Origin of the sequence: Streptomyces durmitorensis, from assembly GCF_023498005.1 — a bacterium.
In the GTDB taxonomy this organism is placed as follows: Bacteria; Actinomycetota; Actinomycetes; order Streptomycetales; family Streptomycetaceae; genus Streptomyces; species Streptomyces durmitorensis.
The window spans coordinates 1,764,939-1,785,562 of sequence record NZ_CP097289.1; the positions used below are offsets into that span (position 1 = coordinate 1,764,939).

The window sequence follows — 20,624 nt, forward strand, 5'->3', positions numbered from 1 at the left end:
ATCCTGCGCCGGACGGGCTCGGGCAGAGCCCGTCCGGCGGCATTCCGCCCTGCTCACCTCGCCCCGTACACCGGTTGGGGCGCCTGTGCCCCGGCGAGCAGCTTCAGCGTCGCGTCGCCCGCCTCCGCCGGGGTCCAACGGGCCCCCTTGTCGGCCGTCGGTCCCGGCCGCCAGCCCTCCATGACGGTGATGCGCCCCGCCTCGGCCTCGAAGACGCGGCCGGTGACTGGGGCGGACGCCTCCGAGCCGAGCCACACCACGACGGGCGACACGTTCTCCGGAGCCATCGCGTCGAAGCCATCTCCTTCGGGTGCGGCCATGGTCTGTGCGAAGGTCTGCTCCGTCATCCGCGTCCGCGCGGCGGGCGCGATCGCGTTGACCCGCACTCCGTAGGAGGCGAATTCGGCCGATGCGACCATCGTGAGCCCGAGGATCCCGGCCTTGGCCGCGCTGTAGTTGCCCTGCCCGACGCTCCCCAACAGCCCGGCCCCCGAGCTGGTGTTGACCACGCACGCGTGCCGCGCGCGCCCCGCCTTCGCCTCGCCGCGCCAGTACGCGGCCGCGTGCTTGAGCGGCAGGAAGTGCCCCTTCAGATGCACCCGCATCACCGCGTCCCAGTCGTCCTCGTCGAGGTTGACCAGCATCCGGTCCCGCAGGAAACCCGCGTTGTTGACGAGGGTGTCGAGCTGTCCGTACGTGTCGAGTGCCGCTCGCACCAGGGACGCTGCGCCCTCGGACGTGGCGATGTCACCGCCGTGTGCGACGGCGTCGCCGCCCGCCGCGCGGATCTCCGCGACGACGTCGTGCGCGGGCCCGCCGGACGCCCCGGAGCCGTCGGGCCCCACACCCAGGTCGTTCACGACGACCTTGGCGCCCTCGGCGGCGTACGCGCGCGCGTGCGCTCTGCCGAGGCCGCGGCCCGCGCCGGTGACGATCACGACGCGGCCCGCGCAGATGCCGGGGCCCGGCTCGTCGGCTGCGGTCATGGGGAACTCCTCGGTCATGCGGAACTCCTCGGATACGTTCGGTGGTTGACGTACGTTCAGTGATTGACGGACGCGGCGTCCAGGAACGCGGGGCGTTCGCCGCCGCCGTGCAGGTGCAGTGCGGCGCCGCTGATGTAGCACGCGCTGTCGGAGGCGAGGAAGACGCACGCGTCCCCGACGTCCGACGGATCGGCGAGCCGCCCGAGCGGGACGGTGCGGGCGACCTGCGCGATGCCTTCCTCGTCGCCGTAGTGCAGATGGGCGCTCTCGGTGCGGGCGAGGCCGAGCACGACGGTGTTCACGCGCACCTTCGGGGCCCACTCGACGGCCATCGTGCGCGCGAGGTTCTCCAGGCCCGCCTTGGCCGCGCCATAGGCGCCGCTGCCGGGTGAGGGACGGGAGCCGCTGACACTCCCGATCATCGTGATGCTGCCCCCGCCGGGCTCCTGGCCGCGCATCACCTCGTACGCCGCCAGGGACGCGTACAGCGGGGCCAGCAGGTTGAGTTCGACGATCTTGGCCTGGCGGACGGGGGCCGACTCGGCGAGCAGCCCGAAGGGTGTGCCGCCCGCGTTGTTCACCAGGGCGTCCAACCGGCCGTGATCGGCGGCCACATCGGCGAAGAACGTGTGTGCCGCCCCCGCGTCGCGCAGGTCGAGCGGCCTGAACTCGGCCGCGGAGCCCGCCGCTTCGACCGGGCGCTCCGGCGGTCTGCGGGCGCAGACGACGACCCGCGCACCGGCGGCGAGGAAGCTGCGGGCGATACCGGCGCCGACGCCTCGGGTGCCGCCGGTGACGACCACCACCTGTCGGGTGTCAGTCATCGCTGCTACCTTCCTAACTAACAAATGTTTGGTTGAAGGGCCTGGATGAAAGGTAGCGGATCCTCTGATGTCTGTCTCCACCTCCACCCCGGACAAGGGCGTCGCCGTCGTCACGGTCGACTTCCCTCCCGTCAACGCCCTGCCCGTGCAGGGGTGGTTCGACCTGGCGTCCGCGGTGCGCGCGGCCGGTCGCGATCCCGGGACGCGCTGCGTCGTCCTCGCCGCCGAGGGCCGCGGTTTCAACGCGGGCGTGGACATCAAGGAGATGCAGCGCGACAGCGGCCACAGCGCACTGATAGGCGCCAACCGCGGTTGCTATGAAGCGTTTTCGGCGGTCTATGAATGCGAGGTGCCGGTCGTGGCCGCGGTGAACGGCTTCTGTCTGGGCGGCGGCATCGGCCTCGTGGGCAACGCGGACGCGATCGTGGCGAGCGAGGACGCGACGTTCGGCCTGCCCGAGCTGGACCGGGGCGCGCTCGGCGCCGCGACGCATCTCGCCCGCCTGGTCCCGCAGCACCTGATGCGCGCCCTTTACTACACCTCGCGCACGGCCACCGCGGCCGAACTGCACGCGCACGGCTCCGTGTGGCGGGTCGTGCCGCGCGATGAACTGCGCGATGCGGCACTGGAGTTGGCGCGCGAGATCGCGCAGAAGGACGGCACGCTGCTGCGGTTCGCCAAGGCCGCGATCAACGGCATCGACCCCGTCGACGTGCACCGCAGCTACCGCTTCGAGCAGGGCTTCACCTTCGAGGCGAACTTGAGCGGCCTGGCGGACCGCGTCCGCGAGGACTTCGGCACAGGCTCCGGAAGGAAGAAGGAGGAGGGCAGGGCATGACGGACAAGACCATGACGCCCGACGCGATCGTGGGGCGGCTGCGGAGCGGGATGACGCTCGGCATCGGCGGCTGGGGTTCGCGCCGCAAGCCCATGGCGCTGGTGCGGGCCCTGCTGCGGTCCGGGATCACGGACCTCACCGTCGTGGCGTACGGCGGCCCGGACATCGGCCTGCTCGCCGCGGCGGGGAAGATCCGCAAGCTGGTCACTGCGTTCACTACCCTCGACTCGATCCCCCTGGAGCCGCACTTCCGCGCGGCGCGCGAGCGCGGCGCCTTCGAACTGGTCGAGCTGGACGAGGCGATGTTCATGCAGGGCCTGACGGCCGGCGCCCAGCGGCTGCCGTTCCTGCCGATCCGCGCGGGCCTCGGTTCGGACGTCCTGCGGGTCAACCCCCAGCTGCGTACGGTCACTTCGCCGTACGAGGACGGGGAGGAGCTGGTCGCCGTGCCCGCCCTGCGGATGGACGCCGCGCTGGTCCATCTCAACCGCGCCGACCGCCTGGGCAACGCCCAGTATCTGGGCCCGGATCCGTACTTCGACGACCTGTTCTGCGAGGCGTCCGACACGGCGTACGTGTCGTGCGAGCGGATCGTCGCATCGAGCGAGCTCACCGAGCAGGCGGCACCGCAGACGATGCTGATCTCCCGGCACGCGGTGACGGGCGTGACGGAGACACCCGGGGGCGCGCACTTCACGTCGTGCGTGCCGGACTACGGCCGGGACGAGCCCTTCCAGAAGGCGTACGCGACCGCCGCGGGTGACCCGGACGCCTGGAAGGAATTCGAGGACCGCTTCCTGACCGGCACCGAGCAGGACTACCAAGCGGCCGTCCAGGCCTGGCACAAGGAGCAGCGATGACGCAGACCGACCCGACCGCGGCGGCCGGCGCACCTGAGGCGGCCGCTTCCTCGGTCACCCGCGCCGAGTACTGCGTGATCGCCTGCGCGGAGGCCTGGCGGGGCGCAGGGGAGATCCTCGCATCGCCGATGGGCACGGTCCCGGCGATCGCCGCACGCCTGGCCAAGCTGACGTTCTCGCCGGACCTGCTGCTCACGGACGGGGAGGCGCTGCTGATCGGCGATGTGCCCGCCGTGGGGGCGCCGTCGGCGGTGACGGAGGGCTGGCTGCCGTACCGCAGGCATCTGACGATGGCCATGGGCGGCAGGCGCCACGTGATGATGGGCGCGAGCCAGATCGACCGTTTCGGAAACCAGAACATCTCCTGCATCGGCGACTGGGAGCGGCCCAGGCGCCAGCTGCTCGGGGTGCGCGGTGCTCCGGTCAACACCCTCAACAACCCCGTGAGTTACTGGATCCCCCGGCACTCGAAGCGCGTCTTCGTCGAGAAGGTCGACATGATCAGCGGCGTCGGTTACGACAGCGCGGCGGCCGCCGGTCCTTCCGCCACCCGCTTCCACGACCTGCGCCGGGTCGTGTCGGACCTCGGCGTCTTCGACTTCGGGGCGGCGGACCACGCGATGCGCCTGGTGTCCCTGCATCCGGGCGTGACGGTCGAGCAGGTGCGTGAGTCGACCGGCTTCAGGCTCGCGGAGGCGGATGAGGTTCCGTGCACCCGCGAGCCGACCGCGGAGGAACTGCGGCTGATCCGGGACGTGGTGGACCCGCGCGGTCTGCGCGAGCGCGAGGTGCGCCCGTGACGTCGGCTCCGCCGGGCATGGAGACGGCGCTGACCAAACTGGTCGGTGTGCGGTACCCCGTCGTGCAGACCGGCATGGGCTGGGTGGCGGGCCCCCGGCTGGTCTCCGCGACGGCGAACGCGGGCGCCCTCGGCATCCTCGCCTCCGCGACGATGACCGTCGACCAGCTGCGCTCGGCCGTCCGGGAGGTCAAGTCCCGTACGGACGAGCCCTTCGGGGTCAACCTGCGCGCCGACGCGGGTGACGCGCGGGACCGGGTGCGGGTCATCGTCGACGAGGGAGTGCGGGTCGCGTCCTTCGCGCTCGCCCCCTCGAAGGAGCTGATCGCGGAGCTGAAGGGCGCCGGGGTGGTCGTCATCCCGTCCATCGGGGCGCGACGGCATGCCGAGAAGGTCGCGGCGTGGGGCGCGGACGCGGTCGTCGTGCAGGGCGGCGAGGGCGGCGGACACACCGGCGAGGTCGCGACGACCGTGCTGTTGCCGCAGGTCGTGGACGCGGTGGACATCCCGGTGATCGCGGCGGGCGGCTTCTTCGACGGCCGGGGGCTCGTCGCCGCGCTCGCCTATGGCGCGGCGGGGGTCGCGATGGGCACACGCTTCCTGCTGACGTCGGACTCGACGGTGCCGGACGCGGTCAAGGCCCGCTATCTGTCCGCGTCGGTCAAGGACGTCACGGTGACCACCCGGGTGGATGGTCTCCCCCACCGGATGCTGCGGACGGATCTCGTCGCCTCGCTGGAGAAGTCAGGACGAGCGACGTCCCTCGCACGGGCCGTGCGGCACGCGGCGGCGTTCCGGAAGATGTCCGGGATGGCTTGGGGCGAAATGATCCGGGACGGACTCGCGATGCGGCACGGAAAGGGGATGACGTGGAGCCAGGTCCTGCTGGCCGCGAATACGCCCATGATGCTGAAGTCGGCGATGGTGGACGGGGTACCGGAAGCGGGGGTCATGGCTTCCGGTCAGGTAGCGGGAGTAATAGAGGACCTGCCCTCGTGCGAGGAGCTGATCACGCGGGTGATGCTGGAGGCGACTGAGGTGGTGGGACGCCTACGACTGACCTGAACGAAGGCCTCCGGCCGGGTTCACCTCGACTCCGCCCCGCCCCCTGCGGCGGGATACAGATCGGCTCCGAGGGATGGGGGCGACTGAGGCGGTGGGACGCCTACGACTGACCTGAACGAAGGCCTCCGGCCGGGTTCACCCCGACTCCGCCCCGCCCCCTGCGGCCGGATACAGATCGGCCCCGAGAGATGAGGGCGACTGAGGCGGTGGGACGCCTACGACTGACCTGAACGAAGGCCTCCGGCCGGGCTCGCCCCGACTCCGCCCCCCCTGCGGCGGGATACAGATCGGCTCCGAGGGACGGGGGCGACTGAGGTGGTGGGACGCCTACGGCTGACCTGAGCGGAGGCCTCCGGTGGGCTCTCCTCCGTCCCGCCCCGCGCCCTGATGCGGCTCGGCTCCGAGGGATGTAGGCGGCTGAGATGGCAGGGCGGCCGCTGAACTGGTGGGCGGGGGCGGCAGAGCTGGGCGGCGGCCTCCGGCGGGCCCCGGGGCCACCTGCGGCCGCTGCGCTGTCCCGCCGCGCCGCCCCGTACTGGAGGCCCGCCCCGTACCGGAAGCCCGCTCCGCCGGTCAGGCTCTTGCGCGCCCTCTGCCACGGCTCCGCCTTGCCCACCGAGCCACGCACGTCCGCCAAGTTCGCTTCAGGTCGGACGGGGGGCCGGGATCCTGCCCAGCCCCCTGTCTCAGACCCCCGCCACCTCCAAAGACGCCCGCGCCCGTGCGGCCATCCCGTCTGCTCCGCAGGATTCGGCCAGGGCCAGGCCCCGTGCCAGTTCGCTCGCGGAGCCTGCCGCGATGCCGTACTCGACTCGTGCGACCGCGTGTTCATAGGCGCACGGCGACGCCTCCAGGCAGGCCACCGCCCGTGCGTACAGCGCGACCGCGCGCTGCCCGCTCTCCAGGGACGCCGCGCACCGCAGCGCCTCGCCGATCGCCGTGTCCGTGCCGAAGAGCTCCGCCTGGACCCGTGCGTCCGCGACCAGCTGGGCGGCGCGCCCTGGGTCGTCCACGGCGATTGCGCGGGCGAGGTCGTACGCCCAGGGGTTGACCACCGGGTTGTAGCAGCCGCGTTCGTTCGCCGTCTTCGCCGCCACCTCCAGTTCGCTGATGCCCTCAGGCCGTTGTCCCGTGGTGATCAGCAGGCGGCCCCGCACGGAGTGGATGTCGGGCAGGAGAATCGTGGAGGGGAAGGGCGGCGCGATGCCGTAGCGCTCGGCGGCCTCCTGGGCCTCGTCGATCTTCCCGCGGGCGAGCAGCGTGTCGATGAGCTTGCACGCGGCGTCCCAGTGCATCGGGAGGCCGCTGCCGACGCGGTCGGTGAGACGCAGGCTCTCCCGCAGCGAGGCCTACGCCTCGGCGAGACGTCCGCGCCTGCGGTACACCAGACCCAACCAGGCCTTGGCCACGGCCAGATGGCCGCCGCTCCAGCCCGCGGCCTCGTAGGCACGGACCCCCTCGGCGAAGACGCTCTCGGCACGGTCGAGGCGGTCGGTGAAGATGTAGGCGCCGCCCAGCATCGTCAGGAGCTCGAAGCCCCACTCCGTGTCGGTCCAGCCGAGGCCCGGCGCGAGACGGCCGTTGACGAGGGTGCGGTCGCAGAGCTCGACGATCTCCTCCGCGTTCTCCCCGCGGGTCATGGCGTCGAAGGCGCGCAGGATCAGCAGGGCGCGCTCGGAGTTGTCGCGTCCCGGCAGTGGTCCGGCGAGCGCGGCAAGGCGGCGCGAACGTCCCGTCGCGTCGTCCTCGCGCGCGTGGATGCCCTCCCACATGTAGTGGACCCCCTCCAACCGCATCCGGTCGGGTCCGCTCTCGAGACGGTCGGCCTCCGCGTCCACGACACGCAGGGCCTCCTCCAACTGGTCGTTGTGCACCAGGGCTTGGGAGAGTCGGCAGACGGCGTCCACGCGCAGCCCGCGGTCGAGCCCCGGCGTGTGGAGCGCCTCGCGCAGGTGGCCGATGGTCGTGGCGGGCGAGGTGAGGAGCGTGGCGCAGCCCAGTTCGTAGAGCACGCGCGCGTGGGTCTCGGGCAGCGGTGGTTCCCGCAGGGCACGTTCGAGGCAGCGGCGGGCCGCGTCCGGCGCACCGACCGCAAGATGCTCGGCCGCCGCCTCGCGCAACTGCTTGACCAGCTCGGGGTCGTCGTCCGGATGGACCTCGAGGAGATGCCGCGACGCGGCTGCCGCACCACGGCCCGACAACGTGACTGCCCACGCGGCCTGGCCATGCATCGCGGTGCGGGTGGCGGGCGGGATCGAGCGGTAGACGGTGCTGGCGATCAGTGGATGGACGAATTCCAGGCCCTGGTCGGCGCCGAGCAGGATGCGCGCGGTGCGCAGCCGCTCCGCGCACCGCTCGGCCGCCTCACGGGTCATCCCGGCGAGCGAGGCGGCGAGGTCGAGCGGAATGGAGGTGCCCAGGATCGCCGCCGCCCACGCGAACCGCGTGACGTCCGTGCCGAGCCCTTCGAGACGGGCGACGAGACCGCGGCCGCGCGCCGAGCGGTTCAGGGCGCGCAGTTCGGCGGCGGAACTCTCCACCGGATCGAGCTCGCTGTCCTGCACCTTGGCGAGCAGTTCCACGGATTCGTACGGATTGCCGCCGGTGACCGCCCACACCTCGCGGCAGAACGGGGCGTCCGCGTGCTCGCCGAGCGTGGCGCGGGTGAGTCCGGCCGCCGCGTCCGGGGTGAGCGCGCGCAGCGGGGGCGTGGGGCGGGCCGCCGCTCCGACGGCCGCGAGGTGGCGCGCGCTCTCGCCGACGGCGTCGTCCGGCCGGTGGGCTACCACCACGAGGACGGGCAGTTCGTCGAGGCGCTGGGCGAACGCGGCGAGCCAGTGCAGGGTCTCCTGGTCGGCCCAGTGCGCGTCGTCGATGAGAAGGACGAGCGGCCAGTGCAGCCCCGAAAGCCGCGCCACCGCCTCGACCAGACCGTCGCACACGCCCTGGGGGTCGGCCTGGACTCCCGTGGGCTCGGCTATGCCGAGCGCGGGGCCCGCGATCTCGTACCAGTCGCCGAGATACTCCCGTGCCTCCTCGGGAGAGAGCGCGACGAGAGCCGGCTGCAGCAGCTGGCGTACGACGTTGAAGGGGACGGAGGTGACGGTCTCGCCGCCTCGCGCGGACCACACCATGGCCCGCCCTTGTGCGATGCGGCGCACCTCCGACAGCAGCGCCGTCTTGCCGATCCCCGCCTCGCCCTGGAAGACGAGCAGCCCGCCCGCCGTCGTCGAGTCGGAGCACAGCTCGTCAACGGCCCGCGCGGCCGCGGCGAGTTCCGCATCGCGCTCCCACAGCGGGGCCCAGATGGCACCTCCGGGCCGTCCCTGCGTCATCGCGCTACCTCCCGAGGTCGCTCAATCGACGTACAGACATCGAGACTAGCTGGGGAGAGGGCCTCGCGGTGCGGGGTCCGGCCAGCAACTCCCGCAAGGAGTGAGGCAGGCGCCGGGAACTGGACGCGTTCAGAGGCGCTCGATGATGGTCACGTTCGCCTGACCGCCACCTTCGCACATGGTCTGGAGGCCGAACCGGCCGCCTGTGCGCTCCAGTTCGTGCAGGAGCGTCGTCATCAGCTTGACGCCGGTCGCGCCGAGGGGATGGCCGAGGGCTATCGCACCGCCGTTGACATTGACCTTCTCCGGGTCCGCACCGGTCTCCTTCAACCAGGCGAGGACGACCGGCGCGAAGGCTTCGTTGATCTCGACGAGGTCGATGTCTCCGATGCTCATTCCGGTCTTCTTGAGGGCGTACGCGGTGGCGGGGATCGGCGCGGACAGCATCCGGATCGGGTCCTCGCCGCGCACCGAGAGGTGGTGGATGCGGGCGCGGGGCGTCAACCCGTGCTCCCGCACGGCCCGTTCGCTCGCGACGAGCAGCGCGGCGGCGCCGTCCGAGACCTGCGACGAGCACGCGGCGGTGATGGTGCCCTCGTCCAGGACGGGCCCCAGGCCCGCCATCTTCTCCAGGGTCGTGTCGCGGCGCGGGCCCTCGTCGGTGGTCACGTCCGCGTACGCGGTGAGTTCGCGGTCGAAGCGGCCCTCGTCGATCGCGCGGACGGCCCGCTGGTGCGAGCGGAGCGCGAACTCCTCCATGTCACGGCGGGTGATGCCCCACTTCTCGGCGATCAGCTGTGCGCCGTGGAACTGGTTGACGGGCCGGTCCCCATAGCGGGCGCGCCAGCCCTCGCTGCCCGCGTACGGGCCTTCGGTGAGGCCGAGCGGTTCGGCGGCCTGCCGGGAGGCGAAGGCGATGGGGATCATCGACATGTTCTGTGTGCCGCCCGCGACGACGAGGTCCTGGGTGCCGGACAGGACGCCCTGGGCCGCGAAGTGCACGGCCTGCTGCGAGGATCCGCACTGCCGGTCGATCGTCACGCCGGGCACCTCTTCGGGCAGCCCAGCCGCCAGCCAGGAGGTGCGGGCGATGTCCCCGGCCTGTGGGCCGACCGTGTCCAGGCAGCCGAAGACGACGTCCTCGACGGCGGAGGGGTCGATGCCGGTGCGCTCGACGAGCGCCTTCAGGACATGGGCTCCCAGGTCGGCGGGGTGGACGGCCGAGAGGCCGCCCTTGCGCCTGCCGACGGGGGTGCGGACCGCTTCGACGATGTAGGCCTCGGCCATGACTGCGTACTCCTCGTGCTCCTCGGGCGGTGCGCGGTCGCCGGGGTGACGACGCGCTCTCTACGTGCGTACGGCGATGCCGTCCAGGACCATCGAGAGGTACTGGCGGGCGATCTCCTCGGGGCTGTGGCCTCCCCCGGGGCGGTACCAGGACGCGGCGACCCAGACGGTGTCGCGCACGAAGCGGTAGGCGAGCCGGATGTCCAGGTCGTCGCGGAAGACGCGCTCCTCGACTCCGCGCTCCAGCGTCGTCAGCCAGGTCTTCTCGAAGCGCTGCTGCGAGTCGGTCAGGTACTGGAAGCGGGCCTGCGCGACCAGGTGCCTTGACTCCTTCTGGTAGATGGCGACGGCGGAGCGGTGCCGGTCGATCTCCCGGAAGGACTCGGTGACGAGCGCCTCGAGGGTCTCGCGGGGGCCGAGCTGCGACTGGAGCACGGTGTCGTACCCGTCCCACAGCTCGGTGAGGAAGGTGGAGAGGATCTCTTCGAGCATCGACTCCTTGGAGTCGAAGTGGTAGTAGAGGCTGCCGGCGAGCATGCCGGCGGCGTCCGCGATCTTGCGGACCGTGGTCGCGTTGTACCCCTGTTCGGCGAAGACGTCGGCCGCGATGGCGAGGAGTTCGCTGCGGCGCTCGGGCGAGGGACTCACCGCGGGCTTCTTCTTTGTGGTGCTGCTCTGCTTCGGTTTCGACACACGGTCATTCTCCGCCTAGGCGTGCTGGTTGCTGACCGAGACCGTCTCCCCTGTCATGTACGAGGAGTACTCGCTGGCCAGGAAGACGATGACGTTGGCTATCTCCCAGGGCTCGGCGTGCCGCCCGAACGCCTCTCGGGCGGTGAGCTCCTCGAGCAGCTCGGGCGATGTGACCTTCGCGAGGTGCGGGTGCATGGCGAGGCTGGGCGACACCGCGTTGATCCGTATGCCGTGGGGCGCGGCTTCGAGGGCGGCGCAGCGCGTGAGGGCCATGACGCCGGCCTTCGCCGCGGCGTAGTGCGCCTGGCCTGCCTGGGCGCGCCAACCGAGCACCGAGGCGTTGTTCACGATCACGCCGCCCCGGTCGGCGGCCCGCATGCGGCGCAGGGCGGCCCTGGTGGAGCGGAACGTGCCGTTCAGTGTCACGTCGATGACTCTGTCCCACTGCTCGTCGGTCATCTCGGTGAGCTCGGCGGTGCCGCCGAGTCCCGCGTTGTTCACGACGACGTCCAGGCCGCCGTGGCGCTGCTCCGCCAGGTCGTACAGAGCCTGCACCTGGGCTTCGTCCGTGACGTCGCACGACGTCCCGTCGACCCGGTCGGCGCCGAACTCCCCCGCCAGCGCCTCCACCGTCTCCTTCGTGCGGCGCGGGTGGGCGTCGCCGATGACGATGCGGGCGCCCTCCTCCAGGAAGCGGCGGGCCGTGGCGCCGCCGATGCCCGCTCCGGCCGCCGCGGTGATGACGGCGGTGCGGCCCGCGAGCAGACCGTGCCCCGGCACGTACGTGGGTGCGTCCATGCTCGATCGACCCCCTTGACTGTCGACTCGCTCTCGACGACTGACTCGACCTCAGGGTAATCTACCAAACACTTGTTAGGGAAGACCGTAGCAGACCGTAGCAGACCGCAGCAGACGGCAGCAGACCGCTGGAGAAGCACCGACCGAAGAGGTGGGCTACTGATGGACCTCGACTTCACCGCCGGGGAAGGGGAGTTCAGGCAGCGGGCGCGCGCATGGCTGGCCGGGCACGTGCCGGGCCAGCCACTGCCGTCGCTGGAGACCCGGGAGGGATTCGCGGCCCACCGCGCCTGGGAGGGCGAGCTCGCGGCCGACCGCTGGTCGGTGGTGTCCTGGCCCGAGGAGTACGGCGGGCAGGGCGTCGACATCGTCAAGTGGCTGGTGTTCGAGGAGGAGTACTTCGCGGCGGGCGGCCCCGGCCGCGTCTCGCAGAACGGCATCAACCTCCTCGCGCCGACCCTCTTCGACTTCGGCACCGACGAGCAGCGCGCGCGGATCCTGCCCCCGATGGCGAGCGGCGAGGTGATCTGGGCGCAGGCCTGGTCCGAGCCTGAGTCCGGCTCGGACCTGGCGTCGCTGCGCTCCACCGCCCGCCGCACGGAGGGCGGTTGGCTGATCAGCGGGCAGAAGACCTGGTCGTCGCGGGCCGCGTTCGCCGACCGCGCGTTCGGCCTGTTCCGCAGCGACCCCGCCGTCGACGCCGCCAAGCCGCACCGGGGCCTGACGTACCTGATGTTCCCGCTCGACGCGGACGGCGTGACCGTCCGCCCCATCGGGCGTCTGGACGGCAAGCCCGCGTTCGCCGAACTCTTCCTCGACGACGTCTTCGTGCCGGACGACGACGTGATCGGCGAGCCGGGCCAGGGCTGGCGGATCGCCATGTCGACGACGGGCAACGAACGCGGTCTGACGCTGCGCTCCCCCGGCCGCTTCGTCGCCACGGCCGACCGCCTGGTGCGGCAGTGGCGCGCGCACGGCGGCCCCGGGGACACCGCGCTGCGCGACCGGGTGGCCGACGCCGTGATCGGGGCCCGCGCCTATCAACTGTTCACCTGGGCCAACGCCTCGCGCTTCGCGGCGGGCGAGACGATCGGCGCGGAGTCGAGCCTGAACAAGGTCTTCTGGTCCGAGTACGACATCGCGCTGCACGAGACCGCGCTCGATCTCCTGGGCGCGGAGGGCGAGTTGGCGGACGGCGGCGACTGGGCGGAGGGGTACGTCTTCTCGCTCGCCGGGCCGATCTACGCGGGCACCAACGAAATCCAGCGCGACATCATCGCCGAGCGGCTGCTCGGACTGCCGAAAGGACGCCGCTGATGAGGTTCCTCCTCGACGACGAGCAGCGGGAGTTCGCGCGCTCGCTCGACGCGATGCTGACGGCAGCCGACACCCCGGCGGCCGCGAGGGCCTGGGCCGCCGGGGACTTCGCGCCGGGGCGTGCCGTGTGGGGGCGCCTCGCTGATGCCGGCGTGTTCGCCCTCGCCGTCCCGGAGGAGCACGAGGGGATGGGGCTGCTCCCGGTCGAAACAGCCGTCGCCTTTGTCGAGTTGGGGCGACATGCGGTGCCGGGACCGGTGGTCGAGACGGTGGCGGCGGGCGCGCTGCTCTCCCGGCTCGCCGGGCTGGGCGACGCGGCCCCGGCCAAGCGGCTTCTTCCGTCCCTGGCCTCCGGGGACGCCGTCACGACGCTCGCTCTTCCCGAGGGGGGTCCGTTCGCGCTGGACGCGGACGCGGCGACCCTGCGGCTGACCGCCACGGGCGGTGAGCTGCGCCTGGCCTCCGGGCACGCGCGCGTAGAGCGGTCCCTGGACCCCGTACGGCGCCTGGCGCGCCTGCGGCCGGACGGCGAACTCCTCGCCTCGGGCCCCTCGGTGACGGAGGCTTCCCGGTACGCGGCGGACTGGGCCTCGCTCGCGACGGCGGCGCAGGCGCTGGGGGTCGGACTCGCCCTCCTGGACAGGACGGTCGCGTACGTGAAGCAGCGCACCCAGTTCGGCACGCCGATCGGCGGCTTCCAGGCGGTCAAGCACCGGCTTGCGGACGTCCTGATAGGCCTCGAATTCGCCCGGCCCCTGCTCTACGGAGCAGCACTGACCCTGAAGACGCCAGATGTGGCCGCGGCGAAAGCGGCGGCGGGCGAAGCGGCGTACGGCGCCGCGCGGGCGGCACTGCAACTCCACGGGGCGATCGGCTACACCGCGGAGTACGACCTTTCGCTGTGGCTGACCAAGGCGCGAGCGCTGCGCAGTGCGTGGGGCAGCCCCGGGGAGTGCCGGCGGCTGGTGCTGTCCGGAGGGCGCGGGGTCGGCTGACGCGGGGCGCAAGCGAAGGCCCCCTGGTTGCCTTGATTTTCTTGGTTCCTTTGGTTCCTTTCATGCGCCGCCTGCCTCATGCGTACTCCCATCCCCCCTCGCCCACCTGCTCGCGGGCGATCCGGTGCCACTCCTGGACACCGCCCGGGAGCGGCCAGGCCCACGTGGGGCGGTGTCCGGTGCGCAGCTCGCCGAGGCGGCGGGCAAGGACCGGGCCCGCGAACTCGGCGCCGTCGGGCACGCGCTCGCCCTGCGCGGCGCGCAGCTCGGTGAACCGCGCCAGCTCCGCCTCGTACGTCGCCACGGCACGCTCCGTGCCGGTGTCCACCTCGTCCTGGGAAGCGGTCCGCTGGAGTTCCAGGACGGCCGGTTCCACGGACTCGGCGATCGCCGCGGCGAGGCGGGCATGGCCGTCCAGGACGAGATGGCTGTCGAGTCCGCTCACCCACCAGAGCAGGACGGGCGGCAGCGTGCCGTCCCTCGCCTGCTTGCGGTACGCCTTGACGCGGGGGTCGTCGGCGTCCGGCATCGCCCGCAGCGGAAAGATCTCCCACGAGCCGTTGTGGACCCACCAGTCGATGTACCGTCGGGATCGCCCTCGATGAGCAGCGAGCGCCAGTACTCCCCGGCTCGCTCGCCCACAGGCTTCCACCGGCGCAGCGGCGGGTCCGGGTTCAGCACCCAACGCCCGTCGTGAAGAGGGCTGTCGGGTGACGCGGCGAGCAGGGTCGCGAAGTGGTGCGCCCAGCGCTGTGGGGAACCTCCGTGGGCGCGGGCCATGTGTGCGCGCAAGGGTGGGACGAGGGAGCGGTGGCGGCCGGTCCGGCAGAAGTCGACCCCGCCGTGGCGCGGGTCCACCAGGGCCAGCAGCAGCGGGTCGGCGGCCGCTCCCTGCGCCAGGAGCAGGCGGTTCTCGGCGGTCCGCAGGCACAGTCCGGGCCGTGGCCGTGCGCGCACCTCCAGGAGCAGGCCGCTCCAGGTTCCGTCGGTTCGGGTGAGGTTCGTGCGCCGCGTCTCGGCGCGTGGAGCGAGTGGTCCCGTGGTGAACCCCGTGGCGGACATGGTCAAGTCGCCCCCTCCCCTTGCGTCGACGACTTGAACTGGATCGTACGTGCGAGTGCGCGCGCGCCGTCATCGCTGCGATGATCAAACACCAGGTGAGGAGAGCGAGAGGGGCAGCACGTGCGCGTAATCGGGCTGATGTCGGGGACTTCGTACGACGCCATCGACGCCGCGGCGGCCGACCTGACGATCGACGGCGACCGTCTGCTGCTCTCGCCGCTGGGTCTCATCACCCGCGGGTACGACGAGGCGCTGCGGACGGCACTGGGCGCCGCGCTGCCGCCCGCCGCCACCACCCTTGCGGAGGTCTGCCGCCTCGACACCCGCATCGGCCAGGCCTTCGCCGCGGCGGCGGCCGAGGCGGACCGTGAACTGTGCGACGGGCGCGCGGAGTTGGTCGCCTCGCACGGGCAGACCGTCTACCACTGGGTGGCGGACGGTCAGGTGCACGGCACGCTGCAGATCGGGCAGCCCGCGTGGATCGCCGAGCGGACGGGGCTTCCGGTGGTCGCCGACTTCCGCCCCCGTGACATCGCCGCGGGTGGCCAGGGCGCGCCCCTGGTCAGCATCGTCGACCGGATGTGGCTGCGCGGCAGGCCCGGCGCCCCCGCCGCGCTGAACCTCGGCGGGATCGCCAACATCACCGCCCCGGACGGCACCGCCTTCGACACGGGCCCCGCCAACGCCCTCGTCGACGCCGCCGTGCGCGAACTGACGCGGGAGCGGCTCACGTACGACATCGACGGCGAGATGGCCGCGCGCGGCACGGTCGACGAGGGGCTGCTCGCCGTCCTGCTCGGCGAGCCGTACTACGCGCGGCCCGCGCCGAAGACCACCGGCAAGGAGCTCTTCCACCTGCCCTATCTGCGGGCGGCCCTCACCGGGTACGAGGACCTGGCCCCGCAGGACGTCGTGGCCACCCTCACCCGGTTGACCGCACGCACGGTCGCCGACGCCGTCAGGTCGGTCCACGCCTCCGAGGTCATCGCCTCGGGCGGCGGCACGCGCAATCCGACGCTGATGGCGTTCCTGCGGGCTGAGTTGGGCGGCAAGGTCCCGGTGCGCACCTCCGACGAGCTCGGCCTGCCGTCCGCCGCGAAGGAGGCGTACGCCTTCGCGGTGCTCGGCTTCCTGACGGCACACGGGCTGCCGGGGACGGTGCCGGAGAGCACGGGGGCGCGGCATGCGAGCGTGCTGGGGTCGATCACTCCGGGGCGGGCCGGGGTGCGGGTGCCGGCGCCGGAGGGCGGCGGACCGGTGAGGCTTGTGGTGGACGGACGGGAGAGGTGAGCTCGCGTCCCCTGGGCGGGAGGGTCGAACACATCTCCCCGGGCGGGAGGGGCGAGCTCGCACCCAGGGCCGCAAAGGCAAGCCCCCAGGCCGGAGAAGCAAACGCACACCCCCAGGCCGGAAGGCCGAGCACGCACCCCCGCGGCCGGAGAGACGAAAACACACACCCCAAGCCGGAAAACGAACTCGCACCCCGACCGCAAAGACGAACCCACCCCCACGAACCGAAGAGCCGAGCTCACCCCCCCCAAGCCGCAAAGACGAGCACACACCCCCGCAGCCAGAAAGACGAAAACACACACCCCAAGCCGGAGAACAAACTCGCACCCCCCGACCGCAAAGACGAACCCACCCCCACGAACCGAAGAGCCGAGCTCACACCCCCAAGCCAGAAAGACGAAAACACACATCCCGAGCCGGAGAACAAGCTCGCACCCCCGGACCGGAAACGCGAACCCACCTCCGCGAACCGGAGAGCCGAGCTCACACCCCCCAAGCCGGAAAGACGAGCTCGCATCCTCCGGGCAGGAGAAGCCAACGCACACACCCCAGGCCGGAGAGACGAACCCTCGCCCCCGGCCGGAAGGGCGAACTCGCCTCTCCCCGGGGCGAAGAGAGCTGCCGAACGGTGACCTCCGTACCGGCCCCCCTCTCATCCCGTTTTCACCGAATGCTCATACGCTGACGCCATGACCCAGGTAACCCCTCCCGGCTGGTATCCCGACCCCGGCCAGACAACTGACGGTCCCCGCACCGAGCGCTGGTGGGACGGGAACGTATGGACGGACCAGGTCCGCGCGGTGGGTTCCGCCGCCGGGTGGGGTGGTTCCGCCCCTGCGGCTCCCCCGGCCCATCCGCCCGCGCCCCCGGCAGGCGCCCCGACCGTCTCCGCACCGGGCGCGTACCCGGCCTATCCCTCCTACCCGGGACAGCCCACCGCCCCGCGGCGCGGCCTGCGCACGGGCATAGCCGTGGGCGTGGCCCTCGTGGTGCTCGCCGGGATAGGCGGCGGCGTCTACTTCCTGACCGCCGACGACGACGGGGACGGCGACAGCGCCGCCAAAGCCCCCTCGTCCTCCGCCCCGTCGAAGCCCGGCGCGCCCCAGAACCCTCAGGACCCGCAGAACCCGCAGGACCCCGAGCAGTCCCAGCCTCCCGGCGCCCCCTCCGCCCCGCCCAGCGAGGAGGGTTACGCCACCGACATCTTCAGCGGGATCAGTCTCCCCGTGCCCGACGGCTGGACCGGCCAGGCCGCCGGCGGCGGTGCCTCGGTGACGACCGGGCCCTACCCCTGCCCCAGGGAAGCATCCAAGACATGCTCCCGCGGCGGCGTGTACTCGGGGCCCGCCGAACGATTCGAGGTCGACGCCAAGACGGCGGAGGCGGCCGCCAAGGCCGACATCGCCGTCAACGCCAAGGAGTCCTACGGCGGCAAGACCTACGGCAAGATCACCTCGCACAAGGAGCTGGAGTCCAAGGCGGTCACCGTCGCGGGCCAGAAGGGCTACCTCGTGCGCTGGAAGGCCGTCACGGAGAAGAGCGACGACGGCTATGTCCAGTCGCTCGCCTTCCCCTCTCCCACCGTGAAGTCCGAGCTCGTCATCGTCCGCTTCGGCATCGACGTCAACGACAAGTCCCCGAAGCTGTCCGTCATGGACGAGATCACCAAGGGGATCAAGGCCGCGGCGGGCGGCGGGGGCGGGAACGGCCAGGAAGTCTGACGGGGCCAGGAACGGACGGGCCCCGGGAACGTCAGAGCCGGGCGGGCCGGAACCACGGGGGTTCCGGCCCGCCCGGCCAAGGGCGGCCACGCCACCCCCGTCCCCACGGTGCGGCGCGGCTCAGGCAGATCGGGGCCCGTCATCCATCGGGCCCCGGTCCACGATCAGGTGGGTCTGGTCAGACCCAGTGCGGGCAGCAGGCACGCCTCCACGAAGGCGGACAGATACTCCTCGTCCGCGTGCTTGCCCTCCAGGACCGGGCGGGCCCGGACCACGCCCATGAGCTGAGCCGTGATGAACCTCGTCGCCGGATGGTCCGCGGCGATCTCACCCCGTGCCACCCCCCGCGCGACCAGCTCGTCGAGCGCCCGGGTCTCCGGCTCCACCAGCGCCTCGCGCAGCGCGCTGCGCAGATCCTCGTCCTGTAGGACCGCGTGACTGAGCGCCTGGACCAGCATGCTGTCCTGGGTCGACCACTCCCCCGCGGCCCGCGCCGCCTCGCGCAGATCCCCGGCGAGCGTGCCGGTGTCGATGCCCGCGAAACGCACGCAGCGGTTGGCGCGCAGCGCGGCGGCGACGAACTGGGGCTTCGTCTTCCACTGGCGGTAGAGCGTGGACTTGCTGCACCGGGTGGTCGAGGCCACGCCCTCCATGGTCACGGCGTCGTACCCGCACTCGCGGAGCTGGTCGAGGACGGCGTCGTAGAACTCCTGCTCACGCTCGGGCGTGATCTTGGAGCGGCGCGACGAGCCCACGGGGTCCACTGCGCCTGCGTCTGCTGCCTGATCCGGCGACGTCATGTCTCTTCTCCTCGATGCGGCGGCTTCGACCGACCCTATCGATACGTCAGTGTACCGGTACGCCTCCGTATCGGTACACTGGCGTATCGGTACACTGACGTATCGATGAGCGGGCACCCCCCACTCACTACCCGCACCACCCAGTCATCACGTAAAGGGGCCGGGGGATGGAATCCCGAACCGAGCCTGCCGAAAGGGAACCGGACATATCCGTCCGGGAGCCGGACACATCTGCCCGACCGCCCCTCGTCCGCGAGCTCCTCCTCGTCGTAGGACTCTTTCTCGTCTACAAATTCGGCAGGCAGCTGGCCAACGGCCACACCGGTGAGGCCTTCCGCAACGCCCACCACGTGTGGGACGCCGAACGCACCCTGCGCCTTCCGGGCGAGGGCGCCGTGCAGGACGCGCTGCTCAGCAGCGACACCCTGGTGCACATCGCGAACACCTACTACGCGACCGTGCACTTCCCGGCCACCGCGCTGTTCCTGATCTGGCTCTATCTGCGCCGGCCCCGGCACTACGTATGGAGCCGCCGGGTGCTCGCCGTGCTCACCGCCGCGGCCCTCGTGCTGCACCTGACGTTCCCGCTGGCGCCGCCCCGGATGCTGGAGGCGGCGGGGCTCGTGGACACCGGGCAGGTGTACGGGCCGACGGTCTACGGCGCGTCCCCGCAGACGGACTCGATGGCCAACCAGTTCGCCGCGATGCCGTCCCTGCACTTCGGGTGGGCGCTGATGCTCGCCGTCGGGCTCATCGCAGCGACCTCTTCGCGCTGGCGCTGGCTGTGGCTGCTGCATCCGCTGATCACCCTGCTCGTGGTGGTCGGGACCGCCAATCACTACTGGCTCGACGCCATCGTGGTGACCGCGCTGCTCGGCATCGCGCTCGCCGTGATCAAGCTGCCGGATCCCGCGCGCTCGCGCGTCGTGCGGCGGCACACGCCCGCGCCCGAGCTCGCGGCCCCGGGGGTCCGACGGTGAACGCCACCCTCCTCGCCGTCGCGCTCTCGCTCGTGTCGGCCGCCGCGTACGCCAGTGCCGCCGTGGCCCAGGAACGCCTCGCCGCCCGCATCACGGGCACCGGCGACGGCTTCCTGCGGCTGCTCGGCAGCGGGGCCTGGTGGTCGTCCGTCGGGCTCAACGCGTGCGCGGCGCTGCTGCACGTGGCGGCCCTGAAGTACGGTCCGCTCACCCTGGTCCAGCCGCTGGGCGCGCTCACGCTGGTCGTCGCCGTGCCGCTGGGCGCGCGGATCGCGGGCCGGCGGGTCACCCCGCTGGAGTGGCGTGGCACGGGGCTCACGCTGATCGGCCTCGGCGCCCTGCTCCTGACCGCATCGGGGCCCGCGCCCGACGACACGCTGACCCTGACGGAGGCGCTGGCCGTCGCGGGCCTCACGATGGCCGTGATCGGCGTCCTCTCCCGTCCGGGTGCGCGGCCGGGGCTGCGTCACGCGACGGCTTCCGGGTTCGCTTCGGGCGTCGCGTCCGCGCTCACCCAGACCGTGACGGTCGCCGCGACGGACCGCTCGGGTCCGCTCCTGAGTCCGCAGGTGATCGTCGTGGCGCTGCTCGTCGCCGCGTTCGCCGTGGGCGGCCTCTTCCTGTCCCAGACCGCCTACCGCGGGGGCCTCGGGGCACCGCTCGCCGTCGTCACCCTGGCCAATCCCGTGGCCGCCGCCGCCATCGGCCTGCTGCTGCTCGGGGAGCGGCTCCAGGGCGGCGTGGCCGGTCTTTTCCTGGCGGCCGGGGGTGCGGCGATCGCGGCGTACGGCGTGGTCGTACTGACACGGTCACCGCGGGACGAGGTGCACGCGAAGGCACCTTCGGAGCTGTCTTCGGAGCTGTCTTCGGAGGACTTCATGCCCGCCATCCCCGGCCAACCGGAACCCGCCGCCCTACACCTCTCGAGCCCCTGAACGGGGGCGCCCCGTAAGGGGCGCGGGGAACTGCGCGAC

The 20,624-nt window shown here is 72.1% G+C and carries 17 protein-coding genes and 1 pseudogene; 10 read left to right on the plus strand and 8 right to left on the minus strand.

Annotated elements, in window-relative coordinates; all coding sequences use genetic code 11:
• Window positions 1–53 precede the first annotated feature (53 nt).
• Complete coding sequence (locus tag M4V62_RS08175; protein WP_249586563.1) at window positions 54–1,004, minus strand: SDR family oxidoreductase; 951 nt, start codon at window positions 1,002–1,004, stop codon at window positions 54–56.
• Between the two features lie 38 nt (window positions 1,005–1,042).
• Window positions 1,043–1,810, minus strand: a complete 768-nt coding sequence (locus M4V62_RS08180) for an SDR family oxidoreductase (RefSeq protein WP_249586564.1) — start codon at window positions 1,808–1,810, stop codon at window positions 1,043–1,045.
• Between the two features lie 67 nt (window positions 1,811–1,877).
• Between M4V62_RS08180 and M4V62_RS08185 the strand changes: the two genes are divergently transcribed.
• The 4 genes from M4V62_RS08185 to M4V62_RS08200 are packed head-to-tail and all read left to right on the plus strand — an operon-like array spanning window position 1,878 to window position 5,372.
• A complete protein-coding gene (locus M4V62_RS08185) occupies window positions 1,878–2,648 on the plus strand; it encodes an enoyl-CoA hydratase family protein (RefSeq protein WP_249586565.1) in 771 nt (256 codons plus the stop codon).
• Window positions 2,645–3,508, plus strand: coding sequence for a CoA transferase subunit A (locus M4V62_RS08190; protein WP_249586566.1), 864 nt, complete (start codon window positions 2,645–2,647; stop codon window positions 3,506–3,508). The genes M4V62_RS08185 and M4V62_RS08190 overlap by 4 nt, the downstream gene beginning before the upstream one ends.
• Window positions 3,505–4,308, plus strand: coding sequence for a CoA-transferase subunit beta (locus tag M4V62_RS08195; RefSeq protein ID WP_249586567.1), 804 nt, complete (start codon window positions 3,505–3,507; stop codon window positions 4,306–4,308). Before M4V62_RS08190 ends, M4V62_RS08195 begins: the two co-directional genes overlap by 4 nt.
• A gap of 17 nt (window positions 4,309–4,325) precedes the next feature.
• Window positions 4,326–5,372 carry an NAD(P)H-dependent flavin oxidoreductase gene (locus M4V62_RS08200; RefSeq protein WP_249592740.1) on the plus strand — a complete coding sequence of 349 codons (1,047 nt, stop codon included), beginning with the start codon at window positions 4,326–4,328 and terminating at the stop codon, window positions 5,370–5,372.
• Window positions 5,373–5,945: 573 nt separating this feature from the next.
• Here the strand turns inward: M4V62_RS08200 and M4V62_RS08205 are convergent.
• From M4V62_RS08205 to M4V62_RS08220, 4 genes and pseudogenes are all read right to left on the minus strand, one after another.
• Window positions 5,946–8,707, minus strand: a pseudogene (locus M4V62_RS08205) (ATP-binding protein).
• A gap of 129 nt (window positions 8,708–8,836) precedes the next feature.
• On the minus strand, window positions 8,837–9,994 hold the full coding sequence (locus M4V62_RS08210) for an acetyl-CoA C-acetyltransferase (protein ID WP_249586568.1): 1,158 nt from the start codon (window positions 9,992–9,994) through the stop codon (window positions 8,837–8,839).
• Window positions 9,995–10,054: 60 nt separating this feature from the next.
• A complete protein-coding gene (locus M4V62_RS08215; protein WP_249586569.1) occupies window positions 10,055–10,687 on the minus strand; it encodes a TetR/AcrR family transcriptional regulator in 633 nt (210 codons plus the stop codon).
• A gap of 15 nt (window positions 10,688–10,702) precedes the next feature.
• Window positions 10,703–11,485, minus strand: a complete 783-nt coding sequence (locus tag M4V62_RS08220; RefSeq protein ID WP_249586570.1) for an SDR family oxidoreductase — start codon at window positions 11,483–11,485, stop codon at window positions 10,703–10,705.
• Window positions 11,486–11,647: 162 nt separating this feature from the next.
• On the opposite strand from M4V62_RS08220, the gene M4V62_RS08225 reads away from it, so the two are divergent.
• Entirely contained in the window at window positions 11,648–12,802 is a 1,155-nt protein-coding gene (locus M4V62_RS08225) for an acyl-CoA dehydrogenase family protein (protein WP_249586571.1), read from the plus strand.
• Window positions 12,802–13,797, plus strand: a complete 996-nt coding sequence (locus M4V62_RS08230) for an acyl-CoA dehydrogenase family protein (protein WP_249586572.1) — start codon at window positions 12,802–12,804, stop codon at window positions 13,795–13,797. Before M4V62_RS08225 ends, M4V62_RS08230 begins: the two co-directional genes overlap by 1 nt.
• A gap of 76 nt (window positions 13,798–13,873) precedes the next feature.
• Here M4V62_RS08230 and M4V62_RS08235 read toward each other — a convergent pair whose 3' ends face one another.
• Window positions 13,874–14,326: a hypothetical protein gene (locus M4V62_RS08235; protein WP_249586573.1), complete on the minus strand. Its 453-nt coding sequence runs from the start codon at window positions 14,324–14,326 to the stop codon at window positions 13,874–13,876.
• A 653-nt stretch (window positions 14,327–14,979) separates the two neighbouring features.
• On the opposite strand from M4V62_RS08235, the gene M4V62_RS08240 reads away from it, so the two are divergent.
• Entirely contained in the window at window positions 14,980–16,149 is a 1,170-nt protein-coding gene (locus tag M4V62_RS08240) for an anhydro-N-acetylmuramic acid kinase (protein WP_249586574.1), read from the plus strand.
• A 689-nt stretch (window positions 16,150–16,838) separates the two neighbouring features.
• Entirely contained in the window at window positions 16,839–17,870 is a 1,032-nt protein-coding gene (locus M4V62_RS08245; RefSeq protein WP_249586575.1) for a DUF2510 domain-containing protein, read from the plus strand.
• Window positions 17,871–18,034: 164 nt separating this feature from the next.
• On the opposite strand, the gene M4V62_RS08250 is transcribed toward M4V62_RS08245, so the two are convergent.
• Window positions 18,035–18,670, minus strand: coding sequence for a TetR/AcrR family transcriptional regulator (locus M4V62_RS08250; protein ID WP_249586576.1), 636 nt, complete (start codon window positions 18,668–18,670; stop codon window positions 18,035–18,037).
• A gap of 167 nt (window positions 18,671–18,837) precedes the next feature.
• On the opposite strand from M4V62_RS08250, the gene M4V62_RS08255 reads away from it, so the two are divergent.
• On the plus strand, window positions 18,838–19,650 hold the full coding sequence (locus M4V62_RS08255) for a phosphatase PAP2 family protein (RefSeq protein ID WP_249586577.1): 813 nt from the start codon (window positions 18,838–18,840) through the stop codon (window positions 19,648–19,650).
• The gene (locus M4V62_RS08260) at window positions 19,647–20,585 is read left to right on the plus strand and encodes a DMT family transporter (RefSeq protein WP_249586578.1); all 939 of its coding nucleotides are present in this window, start codon (window positions 19,647–19,649) and stop codon (window positions 20,583–20,585) included. The genes M4V62_RS08255 and M4V62_RS08260 overlap by 4 nt, the downstream gene beginning before the upstream one ends.
• Window positions 20,586–20,624: the final 39 nt, after the last annotated feature.